Here is a 24940-nt window from a genome sequence, read left to right on the forward strand (position 1 = left end):
GATCGTTTGCAGCGACCGCCAGGAAAGCCGCAAACGCTACAGCTAAGATAGTAAACCGCCCGCCAACCCTCTGATCTGCCATGCCCAATGCCATTGAACAAGCCGCTCAAAGCAACCTCTATATCGGACTGATGTCCGGTACATCGCTGGACGGCGTCGACGGGGTTCTCGTGGACTTCAGCCAGGGCACGCGAGTGCTGCAACATGCCAGCTGCGGCTTCGACGCGGCATTGCGCGCCGAGTTGCTGGCCCTCAACACCGCTGGTGGCCAGGACGAGCTGCATCGCGCCGCCCTGGCCGCCAATGCACTGGTGCGCCACTATGCACAGGTGGTGCAGCAACTGCTGACTGCAGCCGGCGTCCGGGCCGGGCAGATCGCAGCCATAGGCGCCCATGGGCAGACCGTGCGCCACCGTCCGCAGATGTTCGATGGCACGGGCTATACGCTGCAGCTCAACAACCCCGCCCTGCTGGCCGAGCTGACCGGCATCAGCGTCGTCGCGGACCTGCGCAGCCGCGATGTGGCGGCAGGCGGCCAGGGCGCGCCGCTGGTACCGGCCTTTCACCAAAGCGTGTTCGGCAGGCCCGCTGAAACCGCGCTGGTACTCAATATCGGCGGCATTGCCAATCTCAGCGTGCTGGGTGCCGACGGCTCGGTGCTCGGCTTCGACACCGGCACCGGCAATGCGCTGATGGACGGCTGGTGCCTGCGCCATACCGGCAGGAGCTATGACGAGAGCGGCCGGTGGGCCGCCAGCGGCAAGGTCCTGCCCGAGCTGCTGGCCGCCATGCTGGGCGACCCCTATCTGGCCCAGCAGCCGCCCAAGAGCACGGGGCGCGATCTGTTTCACGCCGAGTGGCTGGAGCGGCATCTGCAGCAGCATGCGGCCCAGGCCGCCGCAGTCGATGTACAGGCGACCCTGGCCGAATTCACGGCCGCCAGCTGCGCCCATGCCGTCCAGCGTTTCGGCAGGGGCGGCACCGAACTGCTGGTCTGCGGCGGCGGCGCACTGAACACCTATCTGATGCAGCGTCTTGCCGCCCTGCTGCCGGGCGTGAAGGTGGCCTCCACGGCAGAGTGCGGCCTGCCCCCGCTCGAAGTGGAAGCAGCCGCCTTTGCCTGGCTGGCACGTCAATGCCTGCTGGGCCTGCCCGGCAATCTGGCCAGCGTGACAGGCGCCAGCGGCCCGCGCATTCTGGGCGCCATCCACCCCGCTTGACCGCGCGGCCGCCGGCCCGCCTGCAGGCTCAGGCCGCTACTGCGGCATCCGCCTGCGCCTTGTGCTGCACCACAGGCAGATCGGGCAAGCCGAAATGGCCGCGCAGCGTGCTGCTCTGGTAGTCGCTGCGAAACAACCCGCGCTTGCGCAAAATGGGCACGACCTCGCTGGCAAACAGCTCCAGTTGCTGGGTGATGACCGGTGGCATCACATTGAAACCATCGGCAGCGCCCGTGCGGAACCAGTCTTCAATCGTGTCCGCCACCTGCTCGGGCGTGCCGGCAATTGCCAGATGCCCGCGCGCCCCTGCCAGTCGCTTGAGCAGCTGACGCAGCGTGAGCCCGTCGCGCAGCGTGGTCTCCACATAGCCCATGGCGCGACTCCTGGAAGCCTCCACCAGCGCGGGGTCGGGAAAATCGTCGCGGGTCAAGCGGCGGTCCAGCGGCAGACTGCTGAAGTCATGGCCGCCAAAGCGGGCCGACAGGCGCCCCAGCCCCACATCGATACTGGTCAGGCTGTCGAGCTCCTCCCACACCTGGCGGGCTTCGTACTCCGTGGATCCAATCGCGGCGCTGATGCCCGGCAAAATCACAATATCCTCGGCCCTGCGCCCCAGAGCCTTCGCCTGCCCCTTGATATCGGCATAAAAGCCTTGTGCCGACTCCTTGCTGCCATGCGCCGTGAAAATGGCCTCGGCCCATTGCGCGGCAAAGGCCCGGCCCGTTTCGGACTGCCCGGCCTGCACCAGCACCGGACGGCCCTGGGGGCTGCCCGGCACATTCAGCGGTCCGCGCGTACGGATATGCGTTCCCGCATAGTTGACGGGGCGCACCTGGCCTATGTCCAGGAACTGGCCCGATTCGGCATCGTCCACCACTGCCCCGCCCGGAAAGCTGCGCCATAGCGCATCCACTGCGGCCACGAATTCCTCGGCGATGCGGTAGCGCTCGGCATGCTCCACGTTCTGCTGCAGCCCGTAGTTCTCGCCGGCCCGGGGCAGCCAGGAGGTCACGATATTCCAGCCTGCCCGGCCCTTGGAGAGATGGTCCAGCGTGGCGAACTGCCGCGCCAGCGTATAGGGCAGGCTGTAGGTGGTGGAAGCCGTCCCGATCAGCCCGATGCGCTCGGTATGCTGCGCCAGTGCAGCCAGCAGCAGCAGCGGCTCGAGCTGGCCTGAAGAAGCCATCTGCCCGTTGTCGGGCCCGACCAGCCCGTCGGCCAGAAACACGGCATCGAACTTGGCGGCCTCGGCGATGCGGGCCGCATCCACATAGAGCTCCAGATCGGTCAGTGCCTTGCGATTGGCTCCGGGGTGACGCCAGGCACCTTCGTGGTGGCCTCGAGTCATCAGAAACAGGTTCAGGTGTAGTTGTCGTGTCATGGCAGGGCTTCTTTCAGGAAAATTCGGCTTCCACACCCAGGCTGCGCAGCAAGGTCGTGCGCAGCTGCATGAAAGCGGGGTGATCCGGTCGCCGCGGATGGGCCAGATCCAGCGCATGGTCTTCGGCGATCTTTCCGTCCCTGAGCACCAGAATCCGGTCTGCCAGCAGCAGGGATTCGTCCACATCGTGGGTCACCAGAATCACCGTCGGGCGTATGCGCTCCACCATGCGCCGCAAGAGGCCCTGCATGCGCAGGCGGGTCAGCGCATCCAGGGCGCCAAAAGGCTCGTCGGCCAGCAGCACATGCGGCTCGCGCAGCAAGGAGCGAGCCAGCGCCGCGCGCTGCTTTTGCCCACCGGACAGGGTGGCGGGCCAGGCCCCGGCCTTGTCTTCCAGGCCCACCTCGCGCAGTAATTGCACTGCGGCAGGCCGGGCCGCCTGCGCATCCAGCCCCAGCGTCAGGTTGTCCAGCACCGTCAGCCAGGGCAGCAGGCGCGAGTCCTGGAACAGCACGGAGACATTGCCATGGGCCAACGCCGCCCCCGAACTCCGGGCCTCGGCATCGAGGCCGGCCAGGGCCCGCAACAGCGTGGTCTTGCCCGAGCCCGACTCCCCCAGCAATGCCACGAACTGCCCGGAGGCGATATCGAGATGGAGGTCGTCGAGCACCTGCTTGCCATGGAAGCTGCGACTGAAGCCGTGCAGTTGCACGGTACCGGTCAATGATGGATGGCTCATGATCCCAGCGACCTCCGATAGGACAGCACATGTGCCTCCAGGCGCCGCACCGCGGCATCGGACAGCAGACCCAGCAGCGCGTAGATCAGGATTCCCACCACGATCACATCGGTCTGCCCCCAATCGCGCGCACGGTTCATCAGATAGCCGATACCGGTCTGCGTGTTGATCAGCTCCAGCACCACCAGCGCCGTCCAGCACAGCGAGACCGCCATGCGCAGGCCGACAAAAAAACCCGGCAAGGCTCCCGGCAGGGCCACCTTGCGAATGAACTCGGCACGCGACAGTCCCAGCGTCTGAGCCAGCTCCACATGACCGATGTCGATGCTGCGCAGCGCTGCATGGGTGTTGATATAGATGGGAATCAGCACGGCGGTGAAGATGAGGAAGACCTTCATCGCCTCGCCTATGCCCAGCCAGATGATGGCCAATGGAATCAGCGCCAGCGTGGGAACGGCCCGCTTGATCTGCACCAGACCATCGATCAGGGCCTCGCCGCTGCGGCTCAGTCCGGCGACCAGCGCCAGCAGCACGCCTACCACAATGCCCAGAAACAGCCCTGTGTAGGCTCGCCCGGCCGAAGCCAGCAGATGCGGCAGCAGGCTTCCATCAAGAGCCATTTCATAGCCTGTACGCAATGCCTGCGACGGTGCCGTCAGCGTCTCGGACGAAAGATATCCCAGGCGCGATGCGGCCTCCCATACCAGCAGCAGCAGGGCCGGCCCGGCCAGCAGCATGCCCGGCGACAGGCGGGCCGGCACCAGTGCCGGGGCCTTGCGGTCTGGCACGGCAAGCGGCGCTCCGGTCTGAGACTGCCAGCCGGCCACGCGCGCTTCCAGAGGAATCGGAGTCATCACGGCAACTCCTCAGCGATTGGCGACGATCACGCCGTCATAGCTCGCCACAAAGGAGTCCCTGGCATCCAGGCGCCGGGGCAAACTGCCAGCGCTGTGCAGGATGTCGATGAGCTTCTGATGATGAGGCTGGGCCTGTCCGGCGGTCTGGAACTCGAGCGGAGCCTGCGCCGCCTGTATGGCCGCAGCGCTCTCGGCATCGAGGCGCTGGAAATTGCGCAGGTAATGCTGCTCCCATTCCTTGCGATGGACATTGCTCCAGCGCCCCGCGCGCACGAAGGAGGCCAGGAATTCGCGGATGGCCTCGGCCTTCTGCGGATCGGCCAGCACCTCCGGACGGGCATAGATATAGGAGGTGGAAGGCAGCAGCTGACGCTCCAGGGGGTCGGGCACCACACGCGCACCGATCTGCCTGGACAGCCGCGTGACATGCGGCTCGGCAATGGTGGCGACATCCACGGCCCGGGCACGCAGGGCATCGTTGAGTTCGGCCACGCGCAGATGCACCAGCGTGACATCCTTGAGCGTCAGGCCCGCCCGGTTCAGGGCCTCGATCAGGAAAACCTGGCGACCCGAGCCTTCGACATAGCTCACGCGCTTGCCACGCAGATCGCTCAGGCGCTCCACCCCGGCTCCGGCATGTTGCAGCAAACGATATTCCGCTCTGGCTCGGGTGAAGGTTGCGATGATGGGCAGGTTCACGCCTGCTGCGCGCGCCTGGATGGGTGGCGTGTCTCCCACATAGGCCATGTCCAGCGCTCCGGCGCGGATGGCCTCGAAGATGGCCGGACCGCCGGCAAAATTGGGCAGCTCCAGCTGGAAGCCGGTCTTCTTGCGTTCGCCGCTGGCATCCAGCAGATGGCGAATCAGCTCGCTCTGGTCAGCGACGACCAGCCTGGTCTTGGCGTCCACCGCAGCATGCGCAGCACCGGTGATGCCGGCTGCCGCCATTGCCAGCCATGAAGGCCCGGCCAGCAGAAATCGACGCTTGTCCACTTTCTTCTCCCATGTATGCAATGGGACGGATGCTAGGGAGCAGTCGACAGATCAAAAAATATTGATTTCAAATTTGGAAACAACCAACTCATCCGAGCGCCGGTGTCGGTCCAGCGGACGCACATGGATTTCGCTGTGCTGTCAGGCACTTAAGGCGGCAGGCGCCCATCGAGGCCAGGCGCACGAACGCACAACAAGCTTTGATTCGGCAATATGCTCATGAAATCAATGTTGTTGAGGCCCGGGGAAATGACTGACCATCCGGGCGTCTGCCCATCAAGGCACAGGCCATCGGCAGGCCTGACCCTCACAATGCAAAAAGCAGCCCGACCCACCAGTAGCCGGACTGCTTTTCGCATCTTGGATGTCCTGTCCGGCTGGCTCCTTCGAGCCATGCCGGGTTCGATCAGCGCCTGAAGATCAGTGACCGCCGACGTAGATGAACTTGAACAGGAACAGGGCAGCAATCACCCACATGATCCAGTGCACCTCCTTGACCTTGCCTGTGCACAGCTTGAGTACGGCATAGGTGATGAAGCCGAAGGCCAGACCGTTGGCGATGGAGTAGGTGAAAGGCATCATCAGCGCGGTGACGACTGCCGGTATGGCTTCGGTGGTTTCATCCCACTGCACTTCCGTCAGATCACGCAGCATCAGGCAGGCCACGAACAGCAGAGCAGGCGCAGTGGCATAGCCGGGCACGACACCGGCCAGCGGCGCGATGAACAGGCAGGCCAGGAAGAGCATGGCAACCGTGAGAGCCGTCAGACCGGTACGGCCGCCGGCCTGCACACCGGCAGCGCTCTCCACATAGGCGGTGGTGCTGGAGGTACCCAGGATGGAGCCCACAAAGATCGCGCCTGAATCGGCCAGCAGCGAGCGGTTGAAACGCCCCATGCGCTCGGGCACCAGCAGGCCGGCGCGGCGCGCCACGCCCATCAGCGTGCCGGTGGCATCGAACAGCTCCACCAGGAAGAACACCAGCACCACATTGAGGAAGCCCGTGGTCAGCGCCGTCTTGATGTCGAGCTTCATGAAAGTGGGCTCGATGGAAGGAGGTGCCGAGAAGATGCCGTGGAAGGTGTTGCCGCCGAAGAAGAACGAGGCCACGGTCACGGCCAGGATGCCGATCAGCAAGGCGCCCGGCACCTTGAGACGGTCCAGCACCACGATCAGCAAAAAGCCCAGCAGCGCCATGATGACCTCGGGCTTGTGCAGATCGCCCAGCGTCACATAGGTGTTCTGGTCGGCCGCAACCACACCGGCGGTCTTGAGCGCGATCAGCGCCAGGAAAAGACCCAGACCCACGGTGATGGAAACGCGTATGGACTGCGGTATGCCCTTGATGATGAGCTCACGCAGTCCCAGCATGGTGCAGATCAGGAACAGACATCCCGAGACGAACACCGCCCCCAGGGCAGCCTCCCACGTATAGCCCATCTTGAGCACCACCACGTAGGCAAAATAGGCGTTCAGCCCCATGCCCGGCGCCAGCGCAATCGGGTAGTTGGCATACAGCGCCATGATGGTCGAGCCCAGCGCTGCGATCAGGCAGGTGGCGACAAAGACCGAGCCCTTGGGCATGCCCGCATCCCCCAGAATGGAGGGGTTGACGAACATGATGTAGGCCATTGAAAGAAAGGTCGTCAGCCCTGCGACCAGTTCCGTGCGCACATTGGTGTTGTGCTCCCTGAGTTTGAATATCCGCTCTGTCCAGTTCATTGCATAGTCTCCGTGTTGTTTTGCATGCGAGGCGCAACGCGAGGAACGCGCCCGGTCCTGCGCCGCCAAATGAGCGGCGCAGCACATGGCCTTGCCCCGCGGCAAACAGCCATGACTCAAATGGCTGCCGCCCCGCAAGGCGACAACACCTGTGAGGAAAAACTAGCCAGTGTGCCCTTGAACGGCTTCCACTGCGCGCAGGATGGCTTCTGACGTGGCAGGCGCCTGCAGAGGAGGGTTCATGCGGTGCTCGCCGGCGGCCGACACCGCATCGCGAATCGCGAAGAACACCGAGAACGGCAGCAGCAGCGGTGGCTCGCCCACGGCCTTGCTGCGGTGGATGGAGTCTTCATAGTTGTCACCCTCGAACAGGCGCACATTGAAGACCGGCGGGCAGTCATTGGCCGTAGGAATCTTGTAGGTGCTGGGCGCATGGGTCGTGAGCTTTCCGGTTTGCGGATGCCAGACCAGCTCCTCGGTGGTCAGCCAGCCCATGCCCTGGATGAAGGCGCCCTCCACCTGGCCCACATCGACGGCCGGGTTCAGCGAGCGGCCCACGTCATGCAGCACATCGGCGCGCAACAGCTTCCATTCGCCCGTCAGCGTATCGATGACCACTTCGCTGACGGCCGCGCCATAGGCAAAGTAGAAGAAGGGGTGGCCCTTCATGCGCTTGCCATCCCAGTGCAGGCCGGGCGTGGCATAAAAGCCATCCGACCACAGCTGCACACGCTGCAGATAGGCGGCGCGCACCAGCTCGGCAAACGGCACATTCTGGCCATTGACCTGCACCGCATTGTTGGCAAAGCGCACGTCATGGGCATCGCCGCCATGCAGGCGTGCGGCGCATTCGGCCAAACGCTCGCGCAGCTGGCGTGCGGCATCCTGTGCGGCCTTGCCGTTGAGGTCGGCTCCCGTCGAGGCAGCCGTGGCCGAGGTGTTGGCCACCTTGCTGGTATCCGTCGCCGTCACGCGCACATTCTCGAATGCCACGCCCAGTTCATGTGCCACCACCTGCGCCACCTTGGTGTTCAGGCCCTGGCCCATTTCGGTGCCGCCATGGTTCACGAGAATCGAGCCATCGGTATAGATGTGGACCAGTGCGCCGGCCTGGTTGAAGTGGGCCACATTGAAGGAGATGCCGAACTTCAGCGGCGTCAGCGCCAGGCCGCGCTTGAGCACGGCACTGCCGGCGTTGAAGGCATTCACAGCCGCACGGCGCGCACGGTAGTCGCTGGACTCCTCCAGCTCGGCCACCAGCTCGTGAATCACGTTGTCGGTCACGACCTGCTCGTAAGGCGTGATGTTGCGCTCGCCCTTGCCGTAGAAGTTGACGCGCCGCACATCGAGCGGATCGCGCCCCAGGCTGCGCGCCACCGTATCCAGAATGTTCTCGATGGCAATCGCGCCCTGAGGTCCGCCAAAGCCACGGAAAGCCGTATTGCTCTGGGTGTTGGTCTTGCCCATATAGCCATGCATGAGCACATCGGGCAGCCAGTAGGTATTGTCGAAATGGCAGAGCGCACGCGTCATCACCGGCGCCGACAGATCGGCAGAGTGACCGGCGCGCGAGACCATGGAGATCTCGGCTCCCAGCACGCGGCCCTCATCGTCATAGCCCACTTCGTACTCATACCAGAAGCAGTGACGGCGACCGGTGATCATGAAGTCGTCGTCGCGGTCCAGACGCAGCTTGACCGGTTTCTGCAGCCTGGTTGCCGCCACGGCCGCCACGCAGGCGAACAGCGCCGACTGCGATTCCTTGCCGCCGAAGCCGCCACCCATGCGCCGGCATTCCACATGCACGCTGTGCGAAGCCACGCCCAGAGCATGAGCCACCAGATGCTGCATTTCGCTGGGATGCTGGGTGGAGCAATGAATATGCACGGCTCCGTCTTCCTTGGGCGTGGCGTAGCTGATCTGTCCTTCCAGATAGAACTGCTCCTGCCCGCCCACATCGAAGGAACCCTTGAGGCGGTGCGGCGCGGCATCCATGGCGGCGCGCGCGCCGCCTTCCCGCGTGCTGCGCTCCAGGTGCATGGGCGGCATCACGTACTGGCCCAGCTCATGGGCCTTGCGCGGTGTCAGCACGGGCGGCAGCTCGCTGATGGTGGCCGCAGCCTTGGCCAGGGCGGCCGCACGTCTTGCCGCATCGCGCGAGCGGGCAATCACGGCGAACAAGGGTTGGCCTACGTAGCGGATTTCGCCATCACACAGAATCGGGTCGTCATGAATGATGGAGCCGCAGTCGTTGACACCGGGGATGTCGGCAGCCGTGATCACGTCCACCACTTCGGGCATGGCGCGCACGGCCTCCAGCGCCAGCGCCGTCAGACGGCCGTGGGCCACGGGCGAGAGCCCCAGCGCGCAGTGCAGCGTGCCTTCCAGCTCAGGCAGGTCGTCGATATAGGCGGCCTCGCCGGCCACATGCAGGTGTGCGGACTCGTGCTTGCGGCTGACGCCCACGCGTGCGCCCTGATCATGGGCCTTGGCTTCGGTCACTTCGTCAATGCGATAGGCCTGATTCTTGCGGTAGTCGGCAAAGGCTTCCGCCACCAGTTCATTCGTCAATTCAAGGGGGTTGTTCATTTCAGACTCCTTGCTCCACGGCGGCGGGAACGACGTGGGGCATCACGCTCCAGACACTGGTCGCATCAGTGCCCTGCGGCTGATCGGCGCGCGTTTCCAGCCACAGACGCTGGATCAGGTTCTGCGCCACCTTGAGGCGGTAATCGGCGCTGGCGCGCATATCGCTCATGGGCTTGAAATCCTGGGCCAGCGCGGCCTGTGCGGCCTTCACGTTTTCAAGGCTCCAGGGCTTGCCCAGCAGGGCCGCTTCGGCTGCCGCCGCTCTTTTGACCGTGGCGGCCATGCCGCCGAATGCCAGCCTGATGGATTGCACGATCTCGCCATCGAGCTCAATGGCAAAGCCGGCGCACAGGGCCGAGATATCGCAGTCGAAGCGCTTGCTGATCTTGTAGCCGCGCACCTGGCGCTGCATGGCCGCCAGCGGCACCGCCAGGGCCTGCACGAACTCGCCCGCCTCCAGCTGGTTCTTCATGTAGTCCAGATAGAAATCCGTCAGCGGCATGCGGCGCACGCGCTCGCCCTTGCGCAGCTCGATCTGCGCATCCAGCGCCATCAGCACCGGCGGCGAATCGCCGATAGGCGAACCATTGGCCACATTGCCGCCCATGGTTCCTGCATGGCGGATGGGCGTGGAGGCAAAGCGCAGCCAGACATCGGTCAAGCTGGGCCAGCGCTGCACCAGCGCACTCCAGGCCGATTCCAGCGAAGCCCCGGCGCCGATGTACAGCTCGCCGCCCTCGGCATCGGGCCGCACCTCGATGCGCTTCATCTCGGCCACGTCGCCGACATAAATCATGTCGCCCAGGTCGCGGAACTGCTTGTTGACCCAGAGTCCCACATCGGTGGAGCCTGCCACGATGCGGGCCTTGGGCTTGGCCTCGCACAGGCTGGCCAGATCCGCCAGCGTGCGTGGAGCATGGAAGAAGTCCGTGCGCAGGCCCTGGGGCGCCGCATAGTTCAGCCCTGCATTGCCGGCCTGCAGGCCTTGCAGCGCAGCCACCACGGGCGCCGTATCCAGTCGCACCGCAGGCAGGTCGAACATGCGCTGACCGGCATCGAGAATCGGACGGTAGCCCGTGCAGCGGCACAGATTGCCCGAGAGTTCGTCGGCCAGTTGCTGACGCGTGGGCTCGCTGCCCTGCTGCTGATGATGCTCATAGGCCGACCACAACGTCATCACGATGCCGGGCGTGCAGAAGCCGCATTGCGAACCATGGCACTCCACCATGGCCTGCTGTACCGGATGCAGGCTTTGTGGGCCTGCGGGCTTGCCGGCGCAGGCAGACTTGCCCGCGCACTGGCTCTTGAGGTCTTCCACCGTGAACAAGGCCTTGCCATGCAGGCTGGGCAGAAACTGGATGCAGGCATTGACGGTCTGCAGGCGCAGGCCGTTGACGGCCTCGATATCGCCGGCTTCGGCCAGCTCGCCGATGACTACCGTGCAGGCACCGCAGTCGCCTTCGTTGCAGCCTTCCTTGGTGCCGGTGCAATGGGCATCCTCGCGCAGCCATTGGAGCACGGAGCGTGTGGGGTGCGGGCCTTGCACTTCCACCACCTCGCCGCGGTGGAAGAAGCGTATCGGTTGAGAGTTCTGACTGGTGCTCATGATCGTGGGACAGGGTGAGATTGAATGCCTGCATGCAAGATGCATTCCAAACGCAGCATTCGTCAAGATCGAAGGCTACGCCTGCAGGGGCAGCTTCTCATACAGACGCGCTCATAGGGGCTATGTAGCGCGTCATATATCCGTGACCAAAATCAAGGGTGAACCCGTACAAAACCCGGTTCTCTACGGGTAAGTCCCAGGAAGCGGGAGCATGGCAACGCTCCCTTATCAATAGCTAATAGCGCTTTCCAATAAACAACTTCAAATTGAAAACAATCCGAAATCGTTTATTGACAAGCGCTATAAGCTATCAGATTTTCAGGCGTCGCCACCATCCGGAGCCGGGCGCACCGGCTCGTCGGCATCGAGCTGGCTGAACACCAGCGTCGCCGCCAGCGTCATCAAGGCCACCGTCACAAAGGTGGCGCGAATGGCCTGCATGCGCTCATCGCTGTGCGCCGGCCACATATCGCTGAAGCCCGTCAGCAGGGCTCCGGCCAGTGCCACGCCCATGCTCATGGCCAGCATCTGCACCATGGACAGCAGACTGTTGCCGCTGCTCGCAGACTCGCCCTCCATGTCCTTGAGCGTGACCGAATTCATGGCCGAGAACTGCATGGAGTTGAAGCCGCCGAAGATGAACAGCTGCACCAGCAGCAGCCAGACCGGCGTTCCCGGCACAACCAGCCCGAAGGAGGCCAGCATCACTGCCAGCATCACCGAATTGACCTGCAGCACGCGCTTGTAGCCAAAGCGCTGCACCGTGCGCACGGCAATGCGCTTGACCAGCATGCTGCCGGTGACGGTGGCCAGCATCATCAGACCCGCGTTCATGGGCGACATCTTGAGGCCGACCTGCAGCATCAGCGGAATCAGAAACGGCGCGGCACCGCTGCCGAAACGGGTGAACAGATTGCCCAGCAGGCCCACGCGCAGCGAGCGCACCTTGAACAGGCACGGCGCAAACAACGGCTCGTCCACGCGCAGCGCATGCATCCAGTAGCTGGCCAAGCTGGCCAGACCGAACACCATGAGCACCACCACCAGCGCCATGCCCAGCCCCATGCCGGACAGGCCGTCCAGCGCGATGGAAATCGCCACCATGCCGAAAGCCAGCATGGCATAGCCCTTGCCGTCAAAGCGGTGCACGGGCACCGGCGCACTGCGCGGGAACCAGCGCCAGGTGGCCCACAGCCCTATCAGTCCCACGGGCACATTGATCCAGAAGATCCAGTGCCAACTGGCGTACTCCACCATCCAGCCGCCCAGGGTAGGCCCCAGCAACGGCCCGACTTGGCCCGGAATGGCGATGAAGCTCATGGCGCGAATGAACTCGCCACGCGGATAGGTGCGCAGCACGGCCAGCCGCCCCACGGGCAGCATCATGGCGCCGCCCACGCCCTGCACCACGCGTGCCGCGATCAGAAACGGCAGGCTGGGCGAGAGTGCGCACAGCACCGAGCCCAGCACAAACAGGCCTATCGCCCAGCCGTAGACGCGCCGCGTGCCAAAGCGGTCGGCCACCCAGCCCGTGGCCGGAATCAGCATGGCCGTGGTCAGCGCATAGGCCACGATGACGGACTGCATCTTCATCGGGCTCTCGCCCAGCTCGGTCGCCATGGCCGGCAAGGCCGTGTTGAGAATGGTCGCGTCCAGCGACTGCATGAAAAAGCCTATGGCCACCAGCCACAGCAGTCTTTCTTTATGGGGGGCACTATGGTGCGCGGCGGGCATCTCACCCATGGGCAGCTCCGGAACGAGGCGGCAAGGCAACAAAAAAGCCGCTGACTCGCAGCGGCTTAAGCAATATGCGAACGCCAGACCAGAGCGGCCGGCGCGCAGACAATCATTCGACTCAGACCGAGAAGCTGGAGCCGCAGCCGCAGGTGGTCGAGGCATTGGGGTTCTTGATCACGAACTGAGCGCCTTGCAGGTCTTCCTTGTAGTCGATCTCGGCACCCACCAGGTACTGATAGCTCATGGAGTCGATCAGCAGCGAGACACCGTTCTTGGTCATGGTGGTGTCGTCGTCGTTGGTGATCTCGTCGAAGGTGAAACCGTACTGGAAACCGGAGCAGCCACCACCTTGCACAAAAACGCGCAGCTTCAGATCGGGATTGCCTTCTTCGGCAATCAGGTCGGCCACCTTGGCAGCAGCGCTGTCGGTGAAGACGATGGGGGAAGGCATTTCGGTGGTCGTGGTTTCAGCAACGGCGCTCATGGCATTACTCCGTAGTTTCTTGATTGCCTGAAATGGTACAGCAAGGGGCTCGGGAATACCGGCCGTACATCTTTGTCGCCAGTGCAAGTGGGGGCTTTGCGCAAGCGCTGGACAAGGCTGCGACCGCCCATGAAAAAACCGCCAGGAATTTGCATTCGAGGCGGCTTTTCTTGAAAAGACTCCGCAGAATCCTTCCTGCAGGGGAAACGGATTAACGCTTCGAGAACTGCTTGGCGCGGCGTGCGGAGTGCAGACCGACCTTCTTACGTTCGACTTCACGAGCGTCGCGAGTCACGAAGCCGGCTTGGCTCAGTGCAGGCTTCAGAGCTGCGTCATAGTCGATCAGGGCACGGGTGATGCCGTGACGGGTTGCACCGGCTTGACCGGATTCGCCGCCGCCATGGACGTTCACTTGAATGTCGAAAGTCTCCAGGTTCTCAGTCAGAACCAGGGGTTGCTTTGCGATCATGATGGAGGTTTCGCGACCGAAGTACTGCTGAATGTCCTTGCCATTCACAGTAATCTTGCCGGAGCCCTTCTTCAGAAACACGCGAGCGACGCTGGACTTGCGACGGCCTGTGCCATTGTTCCAATCACCAATCATCTAGGTCTCCTTAGATTTCCAGAGCCTTAGGCTGCTGTGCGGTATGGGGGTGCTCAGCACCGCCGTAAACCTTCAGCTTCTTGATCATGGCGTAGCCCAGAGGACCCTTGGGCAGCATGCCCTTGACGGCCTTCTCGAGAGCACGGCCAGGGAACTTGGCTTGCAGGTCGCGGAAGTTGGTGGCAGTGATGCCGCCGGGGAAACCGGAGTGACGGTAGTACACCTTGTCCAGGTTCTTGGTACCAGTGACCTTGAGCTTGGAGGCGTTGATGATGACGATGTAGTCACCGGTGTCAACGTGAGGTGTGTAAATGGCCTTGTGCTTGCCGCGCAGACGGAGTGCCACTTCGCTGGCGACACGTCCGAGCACCTTATCGGTGGCGTCAATCACAAACCACTCGTGTTGCACCTCAGCGGGCTTTGCGCTGAATGTAGACATGAGTTTTCTCTTTCAAGAGGGTTTGGCGGTCCCTTTTCCGCGGTCGGTGCTTCTTCTTGAAAAAGACAGGTCTTTTAAAGGAAGCCTCTTAGGCGGGGTTACTCGGACCAATTTAAACTTGGCCCAAGCCTTCGCCGCGGGAACCATAAAATCGCTGCGAAGCCCGCCATTATACAAAAACGCCAGAATCTGCGTGTTTTCGTGCAGCAGCCTGTTGTGAAACAGCCCCTAGTGCCTGTTTCTCCCTCTGCACCCAGGCGCCGACAGCCTTTAAAGACCACAGGGTAAAAAGTGCTGTTCCCCTCTTGCCCTGCTGGTTACCATCCATTTCTATGTTCAGTTACCGCCACGCCTTCCATGCAGGCAATCATGCCGATGTGCTCAAGCACACCGTTCTGATTGCCACCGTGCAATACCTCACGCAAAAAGAGGCTGCGCTGACGGTGCTCGACACCCACGGCGGCGCCGGCCTGTACCGCCTGGACGGCGACTACGCCAGCAAGAGCGGCGAGGCCGAGGAAGGCGTGCTGCGCCTGGCTGCCGCCAAGGAGGCCGAACTGGCCCCTGTGTTGCAGGACTATCTGCAGATGGTGCGTCGCTTCAACCAGGGCAATGCCATCCGCAACTATCCCGGCTCGCCCTTCATCACCCAGGCGCTGCTGCGCGGTCATGACCGTCTCAAGGCCTTTGAGCTGCACCCCACGGACATGCGCTCTCTGACCGGCAACATGGCCCAGCTGGAAGTCAGGCGCCAGGTCGCCATCCTGCATGAGGATGGCTTTGAAGGCGTGAAGAAATTCCTGCCTCCGCCATCACGCCGCGCCTTGCTGCTCTGCGATCCGAGCTACGAATTGAAGACCGACTACGGCCGTGTGCTGGACATGGCGGCGGACGGTCTCAAGCGCTTTCCCACAGGCACTTACGCCGTCTGGTACCCCATCATCCCGCGCCCCGAAGCCCATGATCTGCCCAAGCGGCTCAAGACCATGGCCACCAAGGCTGGCAAGAGCTGGCTGCATGCAACGCTCACGGTCAAGAGCAACAAGACCTCCGAACGCGGCGGCCTGCCTGCCAGCGGCATGTTTCTGATCAACCCGCCGTTCAATCTCAAGGATCAGCTCAAGCCCGCCATGCCGCAGCTGGTCAAGCTGCTGGGTCAGGACAGCAATGCAGGCTTTACGCTGGAGTCTGGCGGCTGATTGGAGGCTGTAGGCCGGCCCTTGCCGGCCCTCTGCAGTCCGGGCGCGCCAGCTTCACTGGCAGCCCCCCCCTTCAACAGCAATAATGGTTCAGCGCTTGCGCCTGGCGGTCTGGGAGACCTTGCGCGCGGGCTGATTCGCGGATGCCGCGCGCGTCTTGGAGGCGGAGACTCCCTGCGCCACACTGGGATGGCGCTTCTTGCCCGAAGCATTGAGCGTGGCCGGGCACTCGTCCTCATCGGCGTCCAGCTGCCACAGCTCCACGGGCTTGATGCCCAGACCCAGCATGCCCAGCTCCTGGGCCGCGGCCTTGCTCAGGTCGATGACGCGACCGGGCGCGAAGGGGCCGCGGTCATTGATACGCACCACCACGCTCTTGCCGGTCACGGAGCTGCGCACGCAAACGCGCGTCCCGAAAGGCAGGGTCTTGTGCGCTGCCGTCATGTCCATGCTGTCAAAGCGCTCGCCGCTGGCCGTCTTGCGGCCGTGGAACTGCTCGCCATACCAGGAGGCCAGGCCCGCCTGGTCGCTTTCACGCGGAGGGCTCAGCTCGTACTTGTTGCTGTCTTCGGGCAGGTCTGCCTTGTCGGCATCCGCAGGCTTGTTGGCCTTGACGCCCAGGCCTTTGTCGCGATAGTTGCTGCGCGCATAGGCGTCGGGCAGCAGGGGAGCGGAGACCGTGGGCTGCGCACCCTTTTTTCGGGGCTGGCTCTGAGCGACGGGGGGCTGTTCCTCGGGCTTTTCCTGCAGCGGAGCACAGCCGGCCATGGTCGCGGTGACGACGGCAAGACCTATCCACTGACAACAACGCAAGCGCCAAAATTTCGGTTGCACGGGCGCAATCTCCTTGAAAGCTCAAGTGAGAGCCGCCCAAGACCGGCCGCCTCGCGGCCGGCAAGCTTTTGGCTTACAGACCCAGACGGTCGCAGATCTCCAGAGTGGCGACGCTCTGGTTCATCGTATAGAAGTGCAGCCCGGGAGCACCCTGGCTGCGCAACTGCTCGCATAGATGAGTCACGACATCCAGACCGAACGCACGAATGGAAGCGGTGTCATCTCCGAACGCCTGCAGACGCAGACGAATCCAGCGCGGAATCTCGGCACCACATGCATCCGAGAAGCGCATCAGCTGTGTAGAGCTGGTAATCGGCATGATTCCTGGCACGACCGGCACGTCGAGCCCCAGAGCCCTCACCTCATCGACAAAGCGCATGTATGCGTCGGCATTGTAGAAGTATTGCGTGATGGCGGAATCTGCACCAGCGCGCACTTTAGCAACAAATGCGTCCAGATCGCTGCGAGGGGACTTTGCTTGGGGGTGAGTTTCAGGATAGGCGGCCACTTCGATGTGAAACCAGTCGCCGAACTCCTGGCGCACGAAAGCCACCAGATCGCTGGCGTACTGGAACTCGCCGCCCAGGCCGTAGCCGCTGGGCAGGTCGCCGCGCAAGGCGACGATGCGCTTGACGCCCATGGCCTTGAGTTCGTTCAGCTCGGCACGCACTTTCTCATGCGTGGCGCCGATGCAGGAGAAGTGCGAGGCCGCGCCCACACCTTCGTTCTGAATGTCGCGAACCATGGTGAAGGTGCCGGCCTGGGTGGAGCCGCCCGCGCCATAGGTCACGGAGCAGAACTCGGGCTTGCGTGCATACAGGGCCTGGCGCACGCCCACATGCTTGGCAGCGCCTTCGGGCGTCTTGGTGGGGAAAAACTCGAAGCTGACGGGAAAGCTCATGGCGGTCTATGTCTCTGAATCCTGGATCATGTGCGGGCGCCGAAGGCTCGGCTCCCGCCACGCTTTTCTACTCAACGCTCAACGTTCGTTGCGCTTTTTCTGCTTGCTGCGGGCCGGGCCGGGCTGGCCGAAGCTGGCCACCTCGGGGTCTTCATACAGCTCCTGCTTGGCGCGCTGGGCCTTGATGTCGGCACGCGAAGGGCGCTTGGCGGCTGCCTTGACGGTCGGCCTGGCCGCAGCCGCTTCGTCTGCAACGACGGGGGCCGGAGCCTTGACTTCGGCGCCCTGCTGGGCCCAGACAAAGAATTCGTGATTGCCGTCGCCGCCCTCTATGGACGAGTCCAGCCACTGCTTGACGCTCAGCCCCAGATCGCCGAGGCAGTCGCGAATGCGCTTTTCGACCTCGGCGTACAAGGCCGTGTCGCGCACAATGCCGCCCTTGCCGATCTGGCCGGGCTGCAGCTCGAACTGCGGCTTGACCAGCATCAGCAACTGGCCATGGGGCTTGAGCAGCTGCACCACGGCAGGCAGCACCAGAGTCAGCGAGATAAAGGACAGATCGCCGGTCACGAAATCAAAGGCCGGGCTGATGTCAATATTTTCGGTACCGGGCTTGCGACGCAACTCCACCGGAGCCAGACCTTCGGCCCGGGCCTTGGCCTTGGCGGCGCGCTCGGCCTTGAAGCTCTCGACATCCTGCTCCTTGGCATCGTCGCTGTCGTCATAGTCTTCATCGACCTGACCGCCGTTGCGCATCCAGGCATAGGGAGCGACGGGCTGGGTGTCGTTGTCCTCTTCTTCCTCGATGACTTCGCACAGCGCCTCGTCGCAGGCCTTCTCCAGCAGCTCGGGCGTCAGCGCGCGGGCGTTGAAGCCCTCGACGCAGACCACGCGCTCATCATTTTTCAGGCGCTCGTGCAACTGGCCATGGCCCACGTCAATGCCGATGACCTGGGTCGCACCGGCCTGCAGCAGGCAATCGGTGAAGCCGCCCGTGCTCTGGCCCACATCCAGGCAGCGCAAGCCCTTGACGCTGAGGCCGGTCGCGGCCAGCGCGCCTTCGAGCTTGAGCCCGCCGCGCGAGATGTATTTGGCCTCGGCGGCGTCCAGCAGCTGCAGCTCGGCACCGGCAGGAATCTCGTCGCCGTTCTTGGCCACTTTCTTCCATGGCGCCAGCGGCGTCAGGCGCCACTCCACACCCGAGGCAATCAGGCGCTGGGCCTGGGAACGGGTGGCAGCATGACCTGCTTCAACCAAAAAAACATCTGCGCGCATAGCGTCGCTTCCTTTGAAATAAACCGGTGCCAGGCGCTGCACAAAGATGCAGCGGGCAAAAGAAATCTTTTGAGATAGCAGCCTACGCTTGATACATCTTGATTTCAGATAAATATTCATCTGAAATCTATATATGACGTGCGCAAGCAGCTATTAAATTTAAACCACGACAACCGCTCACTAATACTGGCAGAGCCTAGCAAAGTGACAGCGAGCAAGCGCCGCCGCGCAGCAAAGCTGTCGTCCCCCTCCCCTAGCGCGCAGCGCGTAGAGAGAGAGGGGGAAGGCGCAAAGCGCCTCAGGGGGTGCTATTAATAGCGATACGTTTCAGGCTTGTAAGGGCCTTGCTTGCTCACGCCGATATAAGCGGCCTGCTCGTCGCTGAGTTCGGTCAGCATGGCGCCGACCTTCTTCAGGTGCAGGCGGGCGACCTTTTCGTCCAGGATCTTGGGCAGCACATAGACCTTGCCCACTTCGTAGGCGTCGGGGCGGGTGAACAGCTCGATCTGCGCCAGGGTCTGGTTGGCAAAGGAGTTGGACATCACAAAGCTGGGGTGGCCGGTGGCGCAACCCAGGTTCACCAGACGGCCCTTGGCCAGCAGGGTGATCTTCTTGCCGTCGGGGAACTCGATCTGGTCCACCTGGGGCTTCACTTCTTCCCACTTGTACTTTTCGATCGAAGCCACATCGATTTCGTTGTCGAAGTGACCGATGTTGCAGACGATGGCCTGATCCTTCATGGCAACCATGTGCTCGTGGCGGATGATGTCCTTGTTGCCGGTGGTGGTCACGAAGATATCGGCCTTGTCGGCAGCGTATTCCATGGTCACGACCTTGTAGCCTTCCATGGCGGCCTGCAGGGCATTGATGGGGTCGATCTCGGTCACCCACACCTGGGCCGACAGCGCGCGCAGCGCCTGGGCGGAGCCCTTGCCCACGTCGCCATAGCCGGCCACGCAAGCCACCTTGCCGGCGATCATCACGTCGGTGGCGCGCTTGATGCCGTCCACCAGCGATTCGCGGCAGCCGTACAGATTGTCGAACTTGGACTTGGTCACCGAATCGTTGACGTTGATGGCACGGAACAGCAGCGTGCCCTTGGCCGACATTTCGTTGAGGCGGTGCACGCCGGTGGTGGTCTCTTCGGTCACGCCCATGATCTGGGCCGACTTGCGGCTGTACCAGCTGGGGTCCACGGCCAGCTTGGCCTTGATGGCGGCAAAGACGATGCGCTCTTCTTCCGAGCCAGGGTTGGCCAGCACGGACAGATCCTTCTCGGCGCGCTTGCCCAGGTGCATGAGCATGGTGGCGTCGCCGCCGTCGTCCAGGATCATGTTGGGGCCTTCGCCTTCGGTACCGGCGGCACCGAATTCAAAGATGGAGTGGGTGTAGTTCCAGTAGTCTTCCAGCGACTCGCCCTTGATGGCATAGACAGGCACGCCGGTTTCGGCGATGGCGGCAGCTGCGTGGTCCTGGGTCGAGAAGATGTTGCACGAAGCCCAGCGCACTTGTGCGCCCAGAGCCGTCAGCGTCTCGATCAGCACGGCCGTCTGGATGGTCATGTGCAGCGAGCCCGTGATGCGCGCGCCCTTCAGGGGCTGGGCAGCGGCGAACTCCTCGCGCACGGCCATCAGACCGGGCATTTCGGTTTCGGCGATCCTGATTTCCTTGCGGCCCCAGGCAGCCAGGGAAATATCGGTAATGGCCGAATCAGCGGGGTTGAAGCGCACGGCAGCGTTCATGGTTTTCTCCAAATCTTGAATGAAAAACCACGTTCTGCAGCAGAGGGGGAATAAACCGGCTCACCGCACAGAAAGCGTGGGCGAGCGTCGTTGCGGGATGAAATCCGAGCCTCACGCCCCGCGCAGACCAGCTCATGGCTGGCTGGGGAACGCTGCAACGCTCCTCGGATGGACGGCGATTATAAAGGAATCAGCCTTCCAGGCCCACCAAGCGATAACCGACTTGCAACTCGGTTACCAGATGCCGGGGCTGGGCCGGATCGAGCTCTATCTTCTGGCGCAGGTTGGCCATGTGCACGCGCAGATAGTGGGGGCGGTCCAGATATTCAGCGCCCCAGACCTGCAGCAGCAACTGGCGGTGGGTCAGCACCTTGCCATGGCCGGCAATCAGGGCCGCCAGCAGGCGGAACTCTATGGGCGTCAGGTGCACGGCCACTCCGTCGCGCCTGACATCGTGCGCCGCCAGATCCACCACCACCGCGCCGAAACGCGCACAGCTGCCGGGCTTGTCTGACGCCGACGCCTGCTGGCGGCGGCGCAGCATCACGCGCAGCCTGGCCAGCAACTCGGGCACGCCGAAGGGCTTGGTCAGATAGTCATCGGCCCCGGCGTCCAGCGCCGCCACCTTGTCCTCTTCTCGCTCGCGCGCGGACAGGATCAGAATCGGCAGCTGGCTCCAGCCGCGCAGCTCGGCAATCACGGTCTTGCCATCGGCATCGGGCAGACCCAGGTCCAGCACCACGGCGTCGGGCTGGCGGCTGGCGGCCTCGATCAGGCCGCGCCTGGCGGTTTCTGACTCGAACACCTGCCAGCCTTCGTCCTCCAGTGCCAGGCGTACAAAGCGGCGGATGCTGGCGTCGTCTTCAATCAGCAAAATGCGGGGGGCGGCGCTTGTCATGTTCGGATTTGCATGTGATGCACGGGATTGTCGGCTCATTCGTCCATGGCCGGCTGCTCGGGCACGGGCAGCGAGATGCTGAAAACGGTGCCCGGCCCGGGGTCTGCCGCCGCCACCCGCAATCTGCCGCCATGGGCTTGCACGATGCGCTGAGCCAGCGCCAGGCCGAGCCCCATGCCGAACACGGCACTCTCCGCCTGCCCACGCGTGAACGGCTCGAACAGTTGCTCAGCCGACAGATGCACGGGCAGACCCGGCCCCGCGTCCTGCACGCTCAGCACACAGTCGCCATCGGCCACGCTCGCTGCCACGGTGATCGTCGTGCCTTCGGGCGTGTACTTGATGGCGTTGTCCAGCAGATTGACCAGCACACGCTCCATCAGCACGGCATCGAGCTGCAGCAAGGGCAGATCGGCCGGCAGCGAGGTCTGCAGCGCATGAGCGGCCAGTCGCTCGCGCATCTGCGCCAGCGCGCTGCCCACCAGTTCGTCCACCGGCAGCCATTCACGCTTGAGCTGCACGCCGCCTTGCTGCAGGCGCGCCATGGCCAGCAGGTTGTCCACCAGTTGCTGCAGCGCCTGTGCCTGATTGCGAATCTGCACCAGCATGTGATGCGCCGGCCCCTGCGGCGCATGCGGCAAGGCCGCCTGGGCCGCGCCCAGGATGCCCGTCAGCGGCGTGCGCAGATCATGCGAGACGGCTGAGAGCAAGGTGTTGCGCATGCGCTCGCCCTCCATGGCGATCTGGGTCTGCTGCGCCACCTCCACAAAATGCACACGCTCCAATGCCAGGGCGATCTGGCTGGCACAGGCTTCAAGCAGACGGCGCTCCTCGGGCACTCGCAATCGTTGCGGTGCACGCAACTGCAGTACCAGCACGCCACGCGAACGCACGGGCGCCATCAGCGGCACATAAAGTGCCGGCGCAGCTGCCAGGGTATCGGTTCCATGGCCGGCCATCTGGCCATGCTCCATGCTCCAGCGACCCACGCTGGTGTCGATCTGAGCTTCGCTGCCAGGCGCCAGCTGCAGGCGCTCATCGGCATCGGGCACCAGCAGCCCGGTCTGGGCGTCGAAAACGCCTGAAATCGTGGTCAGCGCGATCTGCGTGACCTGCTCCTGCGTCAGCGCACCCGACAGGTCACGCGCCAGCCTGGCCAGCGCGCCGGCCCGCCTTTCGCGCTCTGCGGCCACGCGCGCCTCGTGGCGCAGCCGCGCCGTGAGCTGGCCGCAGACCAGGGCCACACCCAGCATCAGGCTGAAGGTGAACAGGTATTGCGTATCGTTGACGCTGAAAGAGTTGCGCGGCGGCACAAAGTAGAAGTCGAACAGCAGCACTGACAGCAGGGCCGCCCATGCTCCGGGTCCGCGCCCCCAACGCACGGCTGACAGCACCACCACCAGCAGGAAAAGCATGACCACATTGGCCGGATCGAACACTCGCAGCAGCAGCTCCGCCACCGCTGTCGCGGCCAGGCAAGCCAGGGTCACGCCCGCATAACCCTTCCACGGAATGGTTTTTTCACGCGCCGCCGGCAATCGCAAGGTGCTCTCGTTCTTGCTTTGCTTGACGGACAGCAGCAGCACGTCCAGGCCGGGATCCAGCGCAGCGATCTGTTCGGACAGGCTGGAGGCACGCCAGCGCAGCCAGCGGCTCAAAGGTTCATGCACACGCGCCAGCACCAGATGGCTGGCATTGCGCTCACGCGCAAAGTCCACCAGAGCCTGGGCCACATGGGCGCCGGGAATGGTGGCCGTTTCCGCGCCCAGACGCGCCGCCAGCGCCAGGGTCTTGAGCACGGCCTCCTGCGCTGCCCGAGGCCTATGCTGGCGCTCAGGCGCATCCACATAGACCACCACCCAGTCGGCCTCCAGCCGCCTGGCCAGGCGCGCCACCTGGCGCACCAGGGCATCGTCACCGGCGCGGCCGCCCACGCCCACCAGCAGGCGCTCGCGCGTGGGCCAGACATCGCCGATGGAGCGCTCGCGGCGGTAGTCACGCATGTCCTCATCGACACGATCGGCCGTACGGCGCAAGGCCAGCTCGCGCAGCGCCAGCAAATTGCCCTGGCGAAAGAAATTGCGCGAGGCCCGCTCGGCCTGCTCCAGCGGATAGACCTTGCCCGACTTGAGGCGCTTGAGCAGCTCCTCGGGCGGGATGTCGACCACGATGACCTCGTCGGCATCGTCAAAGATATGGTCGGGCACGGTCTCATGGACCTGTATGCCCACAATGCCGCCCACTACATCGTTCAGGCTTTCCAGATGCTGAACGTTGAGCGTGGTCCACACCTCGATACCCGCCTCCAGCAGCTCCTGCACATCCTGCCAGCGCTTGGGATGGCGCGAGCCGCTCACATTGCTGTGCGCCAGCTCGTCGAGCAGCAGCACCTCCGGGCGGCGTGCCAGAGCTGCATCCAGATCGAACTCGTCCAGCTGCCTGCCCTGGTAGACCAGCGTGCGCCGCGGCAACAGCTCCAGGTCGTGCAGCTGCTGCTCGGTCTCGGCGCGGCCATGCGTCTCCACCAGCCCCACCAGAACCTTGCGTCCTGCCTGCCGCTCGCGCTGCGCAGCCGCCAGCATGGAATAGGTCTTGCCCACTCCGGCATTGGAGCCAAAGTAGATGCGCAGCTTGCCGAGATGGGCGCGCTGCCGATCTGCCTGCAGTTGAGCGACCAGCGCGTCGGGGTCGGGGCGCTGCGCGGCGGATGATGGTGTGGATGAAGGCATCAGGCGATCAGCGTATCACTCAAGTCCGGTCAGAATCCGGCACTCAGGCCCAGCAGCCAGCCGCTGCGTGCCAGATCACGCCATTGGCCACGACTGTTGACGGCGCTGTAGTAGCGGGCATCGGCCGAGGTACCCGCGTACGCAAGCGATGCAGTCCACGGCCCCCAGGCCCTGGATAGCGAGATGCGCCAGTCGGCATAGGAAACATCGCTGTAATTGCGCACCCAGGTGTAGCCGCCATGCAGGCCCAAGGTGGCGAGATCGCCCAGCGGATGCTGATAGTTCAGATCCAGATACTGGCTGCCGCGGCTGCTGCCTGCCGGCTGCAGCGCAGTGGCGAACGCCGAGCCGGCGGTACTCTCGCCCAGGCCGAAATAAGGCGTCAGTGCCACGGACCATTTGATGCTCAGACCACCATGAGTCGCCCCCAGATAGAGCTCGGTGGTGTCAAAGCGTTTGCTGCTGCCATCGCTTGCGCCCAGGCGTGCGCCGGGATAGCGGTACTGCAAAAGCCCGGCATCCAGCAACCAGTCAGGCACGAGCTCGCCGCGCCAGCCACCATAGATATCGTGCTCCAGTCCCTGGCCCCGGCCGTAGCTGTTGGTTGAGACATTGGACAGCGACGTGCCCAGATAAAAGCCCTTGGGCAAGGCCAGTTCCACTGCGCCCTGCACGGCCGCACCTTGCCAGGTCTGCGAGATGCCGCGAAAGCGGTAGTCACTGATCAGGCTCAGCGAGCCGGTCAGGGAAGACCTGCTGTCGGCCTGCACAGTGGCTGAGCTTTCAGAAGCAGATTGCGCTTTTGCTTCCTCGGCAGCAGAGGGCTTCGCATAGCTCAAGGCAATCATCAGCAACGCAGAGCCGATGGCCCAGGAGCGCGAGGCGTGAAATGGTTTTTGGGGATGGGAGAGACGCATGATGATGAAGCAAACAGATCAGACTTGCCGCGCCCGCTGGGACGCGGACAAGCCAGAGAAACGAGAAAGCAAGG

The 24940-nt window shown here is 63.6% G+C and carries 20 protein-coding genes and 1 riboswitch; of the genes, 2 read left to right on the forward strand and 18 right to left on the reverse strand.

Annotated elements, in window-relative coordinates; translation table 11 throughout:
* Positions 1-80: 80 nt before the first annotated feature.
* Positions 81-1220 (forward strand): anhydro-N-acetylmuramic acid kinase, encoded by a 1140-nt coding sequence (locus ACWGXF_RS03310; RefSeq protein ID WP_012836935.1) that lies wholly within the window; start codon positions 81-83, stop codon positions 1218-1220.
* Positions 1221-1248: 28 nt separating this feature from the next.
* Here the strand turns inward: ACWGXF_RS03310 and ACWGXF_RS03315 are convergent, their stop codons facing one another.
* The 11 genes from ACWGXF_RS03315 to rplM all read right to left on the reverse strand — a co-directional run bounded on the left by ACWGXF_RS03315 (position 1249) and on the right by rplM (position 14371).
* Complete coding sequence (locus ACWGXF_RS03315; protein WP_256629711.1) at positions 1249-2601, reverse strand: LLM class flavin-dependent oxidoreductase; 1353 nt, start codon at positions 2599-2601, stop codon at positions 1249-1251.
* A 13-nt stretch (positions 2602-2614) separates the two neighbouring features.
* Positions 2615-3340 (reverse strand): ABC transporter ATP-binding protein, encoded by a 726-nt coding sequence (locus tag ACWGXF_RS03320; protein ID WP_179625477.1) that lies wholly within the window; start codon positions 3338-3340, stop codon positions 2615-2617.
* The gene (locus ACWGXF_RS03325) at positions 3337-4194 is read right to left on the reverse strand and encodes an ABC transporter permease (protein WP_012836932.1); all 858 of its coding nucleotides are present in this window, start codon (positions 4192-4194) and stop codon (positions 3337-3339) included. The genes ACWGXF_RS03320 and ACWGXF_RS03325 overlap by 4 nt, the downstream gene beginning before the upstream one ends.
* A 12-nt stretch (positions 4195-4206) precedes the next feature.
* Positions 4207-5190 carry an ABC transporter substrate-binding protein gene (locus ACWGXF_RS03330; protein WP_452101681.1) on the reverse strand — a complete coding sequence of 328 codons (984 nt, stop codon included), beginning with the start codon at positions 5188-5190 and terminating at the stop codon, positions 4207-4209.
* Between the two features lie 420 nt (positions 5191-5610).
* Entirely contained in the window at positions 5611-6912 is a 1302-nt protein-coding gene (locus ACWGXF_RS03335; RefSeq protein WP_003061737.1) for an NCS2 family permease, read from the reverse strand.
* Between the two features lie 162 nt (positions 6913-7074).
* On the reverse strand, positions 7075-9501 hold the full coding sequence (gene xdhB / locus ACWGXF_RS03340; protein ID WP_034357203.1) for a xanthine dehydrogenase molybdopterin binding subunit: 2427 nt from the start codon (positions 9499-9501) through the stop codon (positions 7075-7077).
* A 1-nt stretch (position 9502) separates the two neighbouring features.
* Positions 9503-11107, reverse strand: a complete 1605-nt coding sequence (gene xdhA, locus ACWGXF_RS03345) for a xanthine dehydrogenase small subunit (RefSeq protein ID WP_256629709.1) — start codon at positions 11105-11107, stop codon at positions 9503-9505.
* 318 nt (positions 11108-11425) lie between these two features.
* Positions 11426-13006, reverse strand: a complete 1581-nt coding sequence (mdtD, locus tag ACWGXF_RS03350; protein WP_440588470.1) for a multidrug transporter subunit MdtD — start codon at positions 13004-13006, stop codon at positions 11426-11428.
* Positions 12963-13328: an iron-sulfur cluster insertion protein ErpA gene (gene erpA / locus ACWGXF_RS03355; protein ID WP_003059000.1), complete on the reverse strand. Its 366-nt coding sequence runs from the start codon at positions 13326-13328 to the stop codon at positions 12963-12965. The genes mdtD and erpA overlap by 44 nt, the downstream gene beginning before the upstream one ends.
* A gap of 211 nt (positions 13329-13539) precedes the next feature.
* A complete protein-coding gene (gene rpsI, locus ACWGXF_RS03360) occupies positions 13540-13932 on the reverse strand; it encodes a 30S ribosomal protein S9 (protein WP_003059002.1) in 393 nt (130 codons plus the stop codon).
* Between the two features lie 10 nt (positions 13933-13942).
* The gene (gene rplM, locus ACWGXF_RS03365) at positions 13943-14371 is read right to left on the reverse strand and encodes a 50S ribosomal protein L13 (RefSeq protein ID WP_003059004.1); all 429 of its coding nucleotides are present in this window, start codon (positions 14369-14371) and stop codon (positions 13943-13945) included.
* Positions 14372-14703: 332 nt separating this feature from the next.
* Here rplM and ACWGXF_RS03370 point away from each other — a divergent pair, with 332 nt between their 5' ends.
* Positions 14704-15570: a 23S rRNA (adenine(2030)-N(6))-methyltransferase RlmJ gene (locus ACWGXF_RS03370; protein WP_012836927.1), complete on the forward strand. Its 867-nt coding sequence runs from the start codon at positions 14704-14706 to the stop codon at positions 15568-15570.
* A gap of 90 nt (positions 15571-15660) precedes the next feature.
* Here ACWGXF_RS03370 and ACWGXF_RS03375 read toward each other — a convergent pair whose 3' ends face one another.
* The 7 genes from ACWGXF_RS03375 to ACWGXF_RS03405 form a co-directional block, all read right to left on the reverse strand.
* Positions 15661-16404 carry a septal ring lytic transglycosylase RlpA family protein gene (locus ACWGXF_RS03375; RefSeq protein WP_452101682.1) on the reverse strand — a complete coding sequence of 248 codons (744 nt, stop codon included), beginning with the start codon at positions 16402-16404 and terminating at the stop codon, positions 15661-15663.
* A 73-nt stretch (positions 16405-16477) separates the two neighbouring features.
* Complete coding sequence (metF, locus tag ACWGXF_RS03380; RefSeq protein WP_003061724.1) at positions 16478-17305, reverse strand: methylenetetrahydrofolate reductase [NAD(P)H]; 828 nt, start codon at positions 17303-17305, stop codon at positions 16478-16480.
* Between the two features lie 78 nt (positions 17306-17383).
* The gene (locus tag ACWGXF_RS03385; RefSeq protein WP_256629706.1) at positions 17384-18580 is read right to left on the reverse strand and encodes a TlyA family RNA methyltransferase; all 1197 of its coding nucleotides are present in this window, start codon (positions 18578-18580) and stop codon (positions 17384-17386) included.
* 311 nt (positions 18581-18891) lie between these two features.
* The gene (gene ahcY, locus ACWGXF_RS03390) at positions 18892-20322 is read right to left on the reverse strand and encodes an adenosylhomocysteinase (protein ID WP_256629705.1); all 1431 of its coding nucleotides are present in this window, start codon (positions 20320-20322) and stop codon (positions 18892-18894) included.
* Between the two features lie 75 nt (positions 20323-20397).
* A riboswitch (S-adenosyl-L-homocysteine riboswitch) is annotated at positions 20398-20494 on the reverse strand.
* A gap of 18 nt (positions 20495-20512) precedes the next feature.
* Positions 20513-21220, reverse strand: a complete 708-nt coding sequence (locus tag ACWGXF_RS03395) for a response regulator (RefSeq protein WP_003061719.1) — start codon at positions 21218-21220, stop codon at positions 20513-20515.
* Between the two features lie 35 nt (positions 21221-21255).
* Positions 21256-23949, reverse strand: coding sequence for a sensor histidine kinase (locus tag ACWGXF_RS03400; RefSeq protein ID WP_229227992.1), 2694 nt, complete (start codon positions 23947-23949; stop codon positions 21256-21258).
* Between the two features lie 29 nt (positions 23950-23978).
* Positions 23979-24866 (reverse strand): TorF family putative porin, encoded by an 888-nt coding sequence (locus tag ACWGXF_RS03405; RefSeq protein ID WP_256629704.1) that lies wholly within the window; start codon positions 24864-24866, stop codon positions 23979-23981.
* Positions 24867-24940 lie beyond the last annotated feature (74 nt).

This window comes from Comamonas sp. HJ-2, assembly GCF_053615495.1.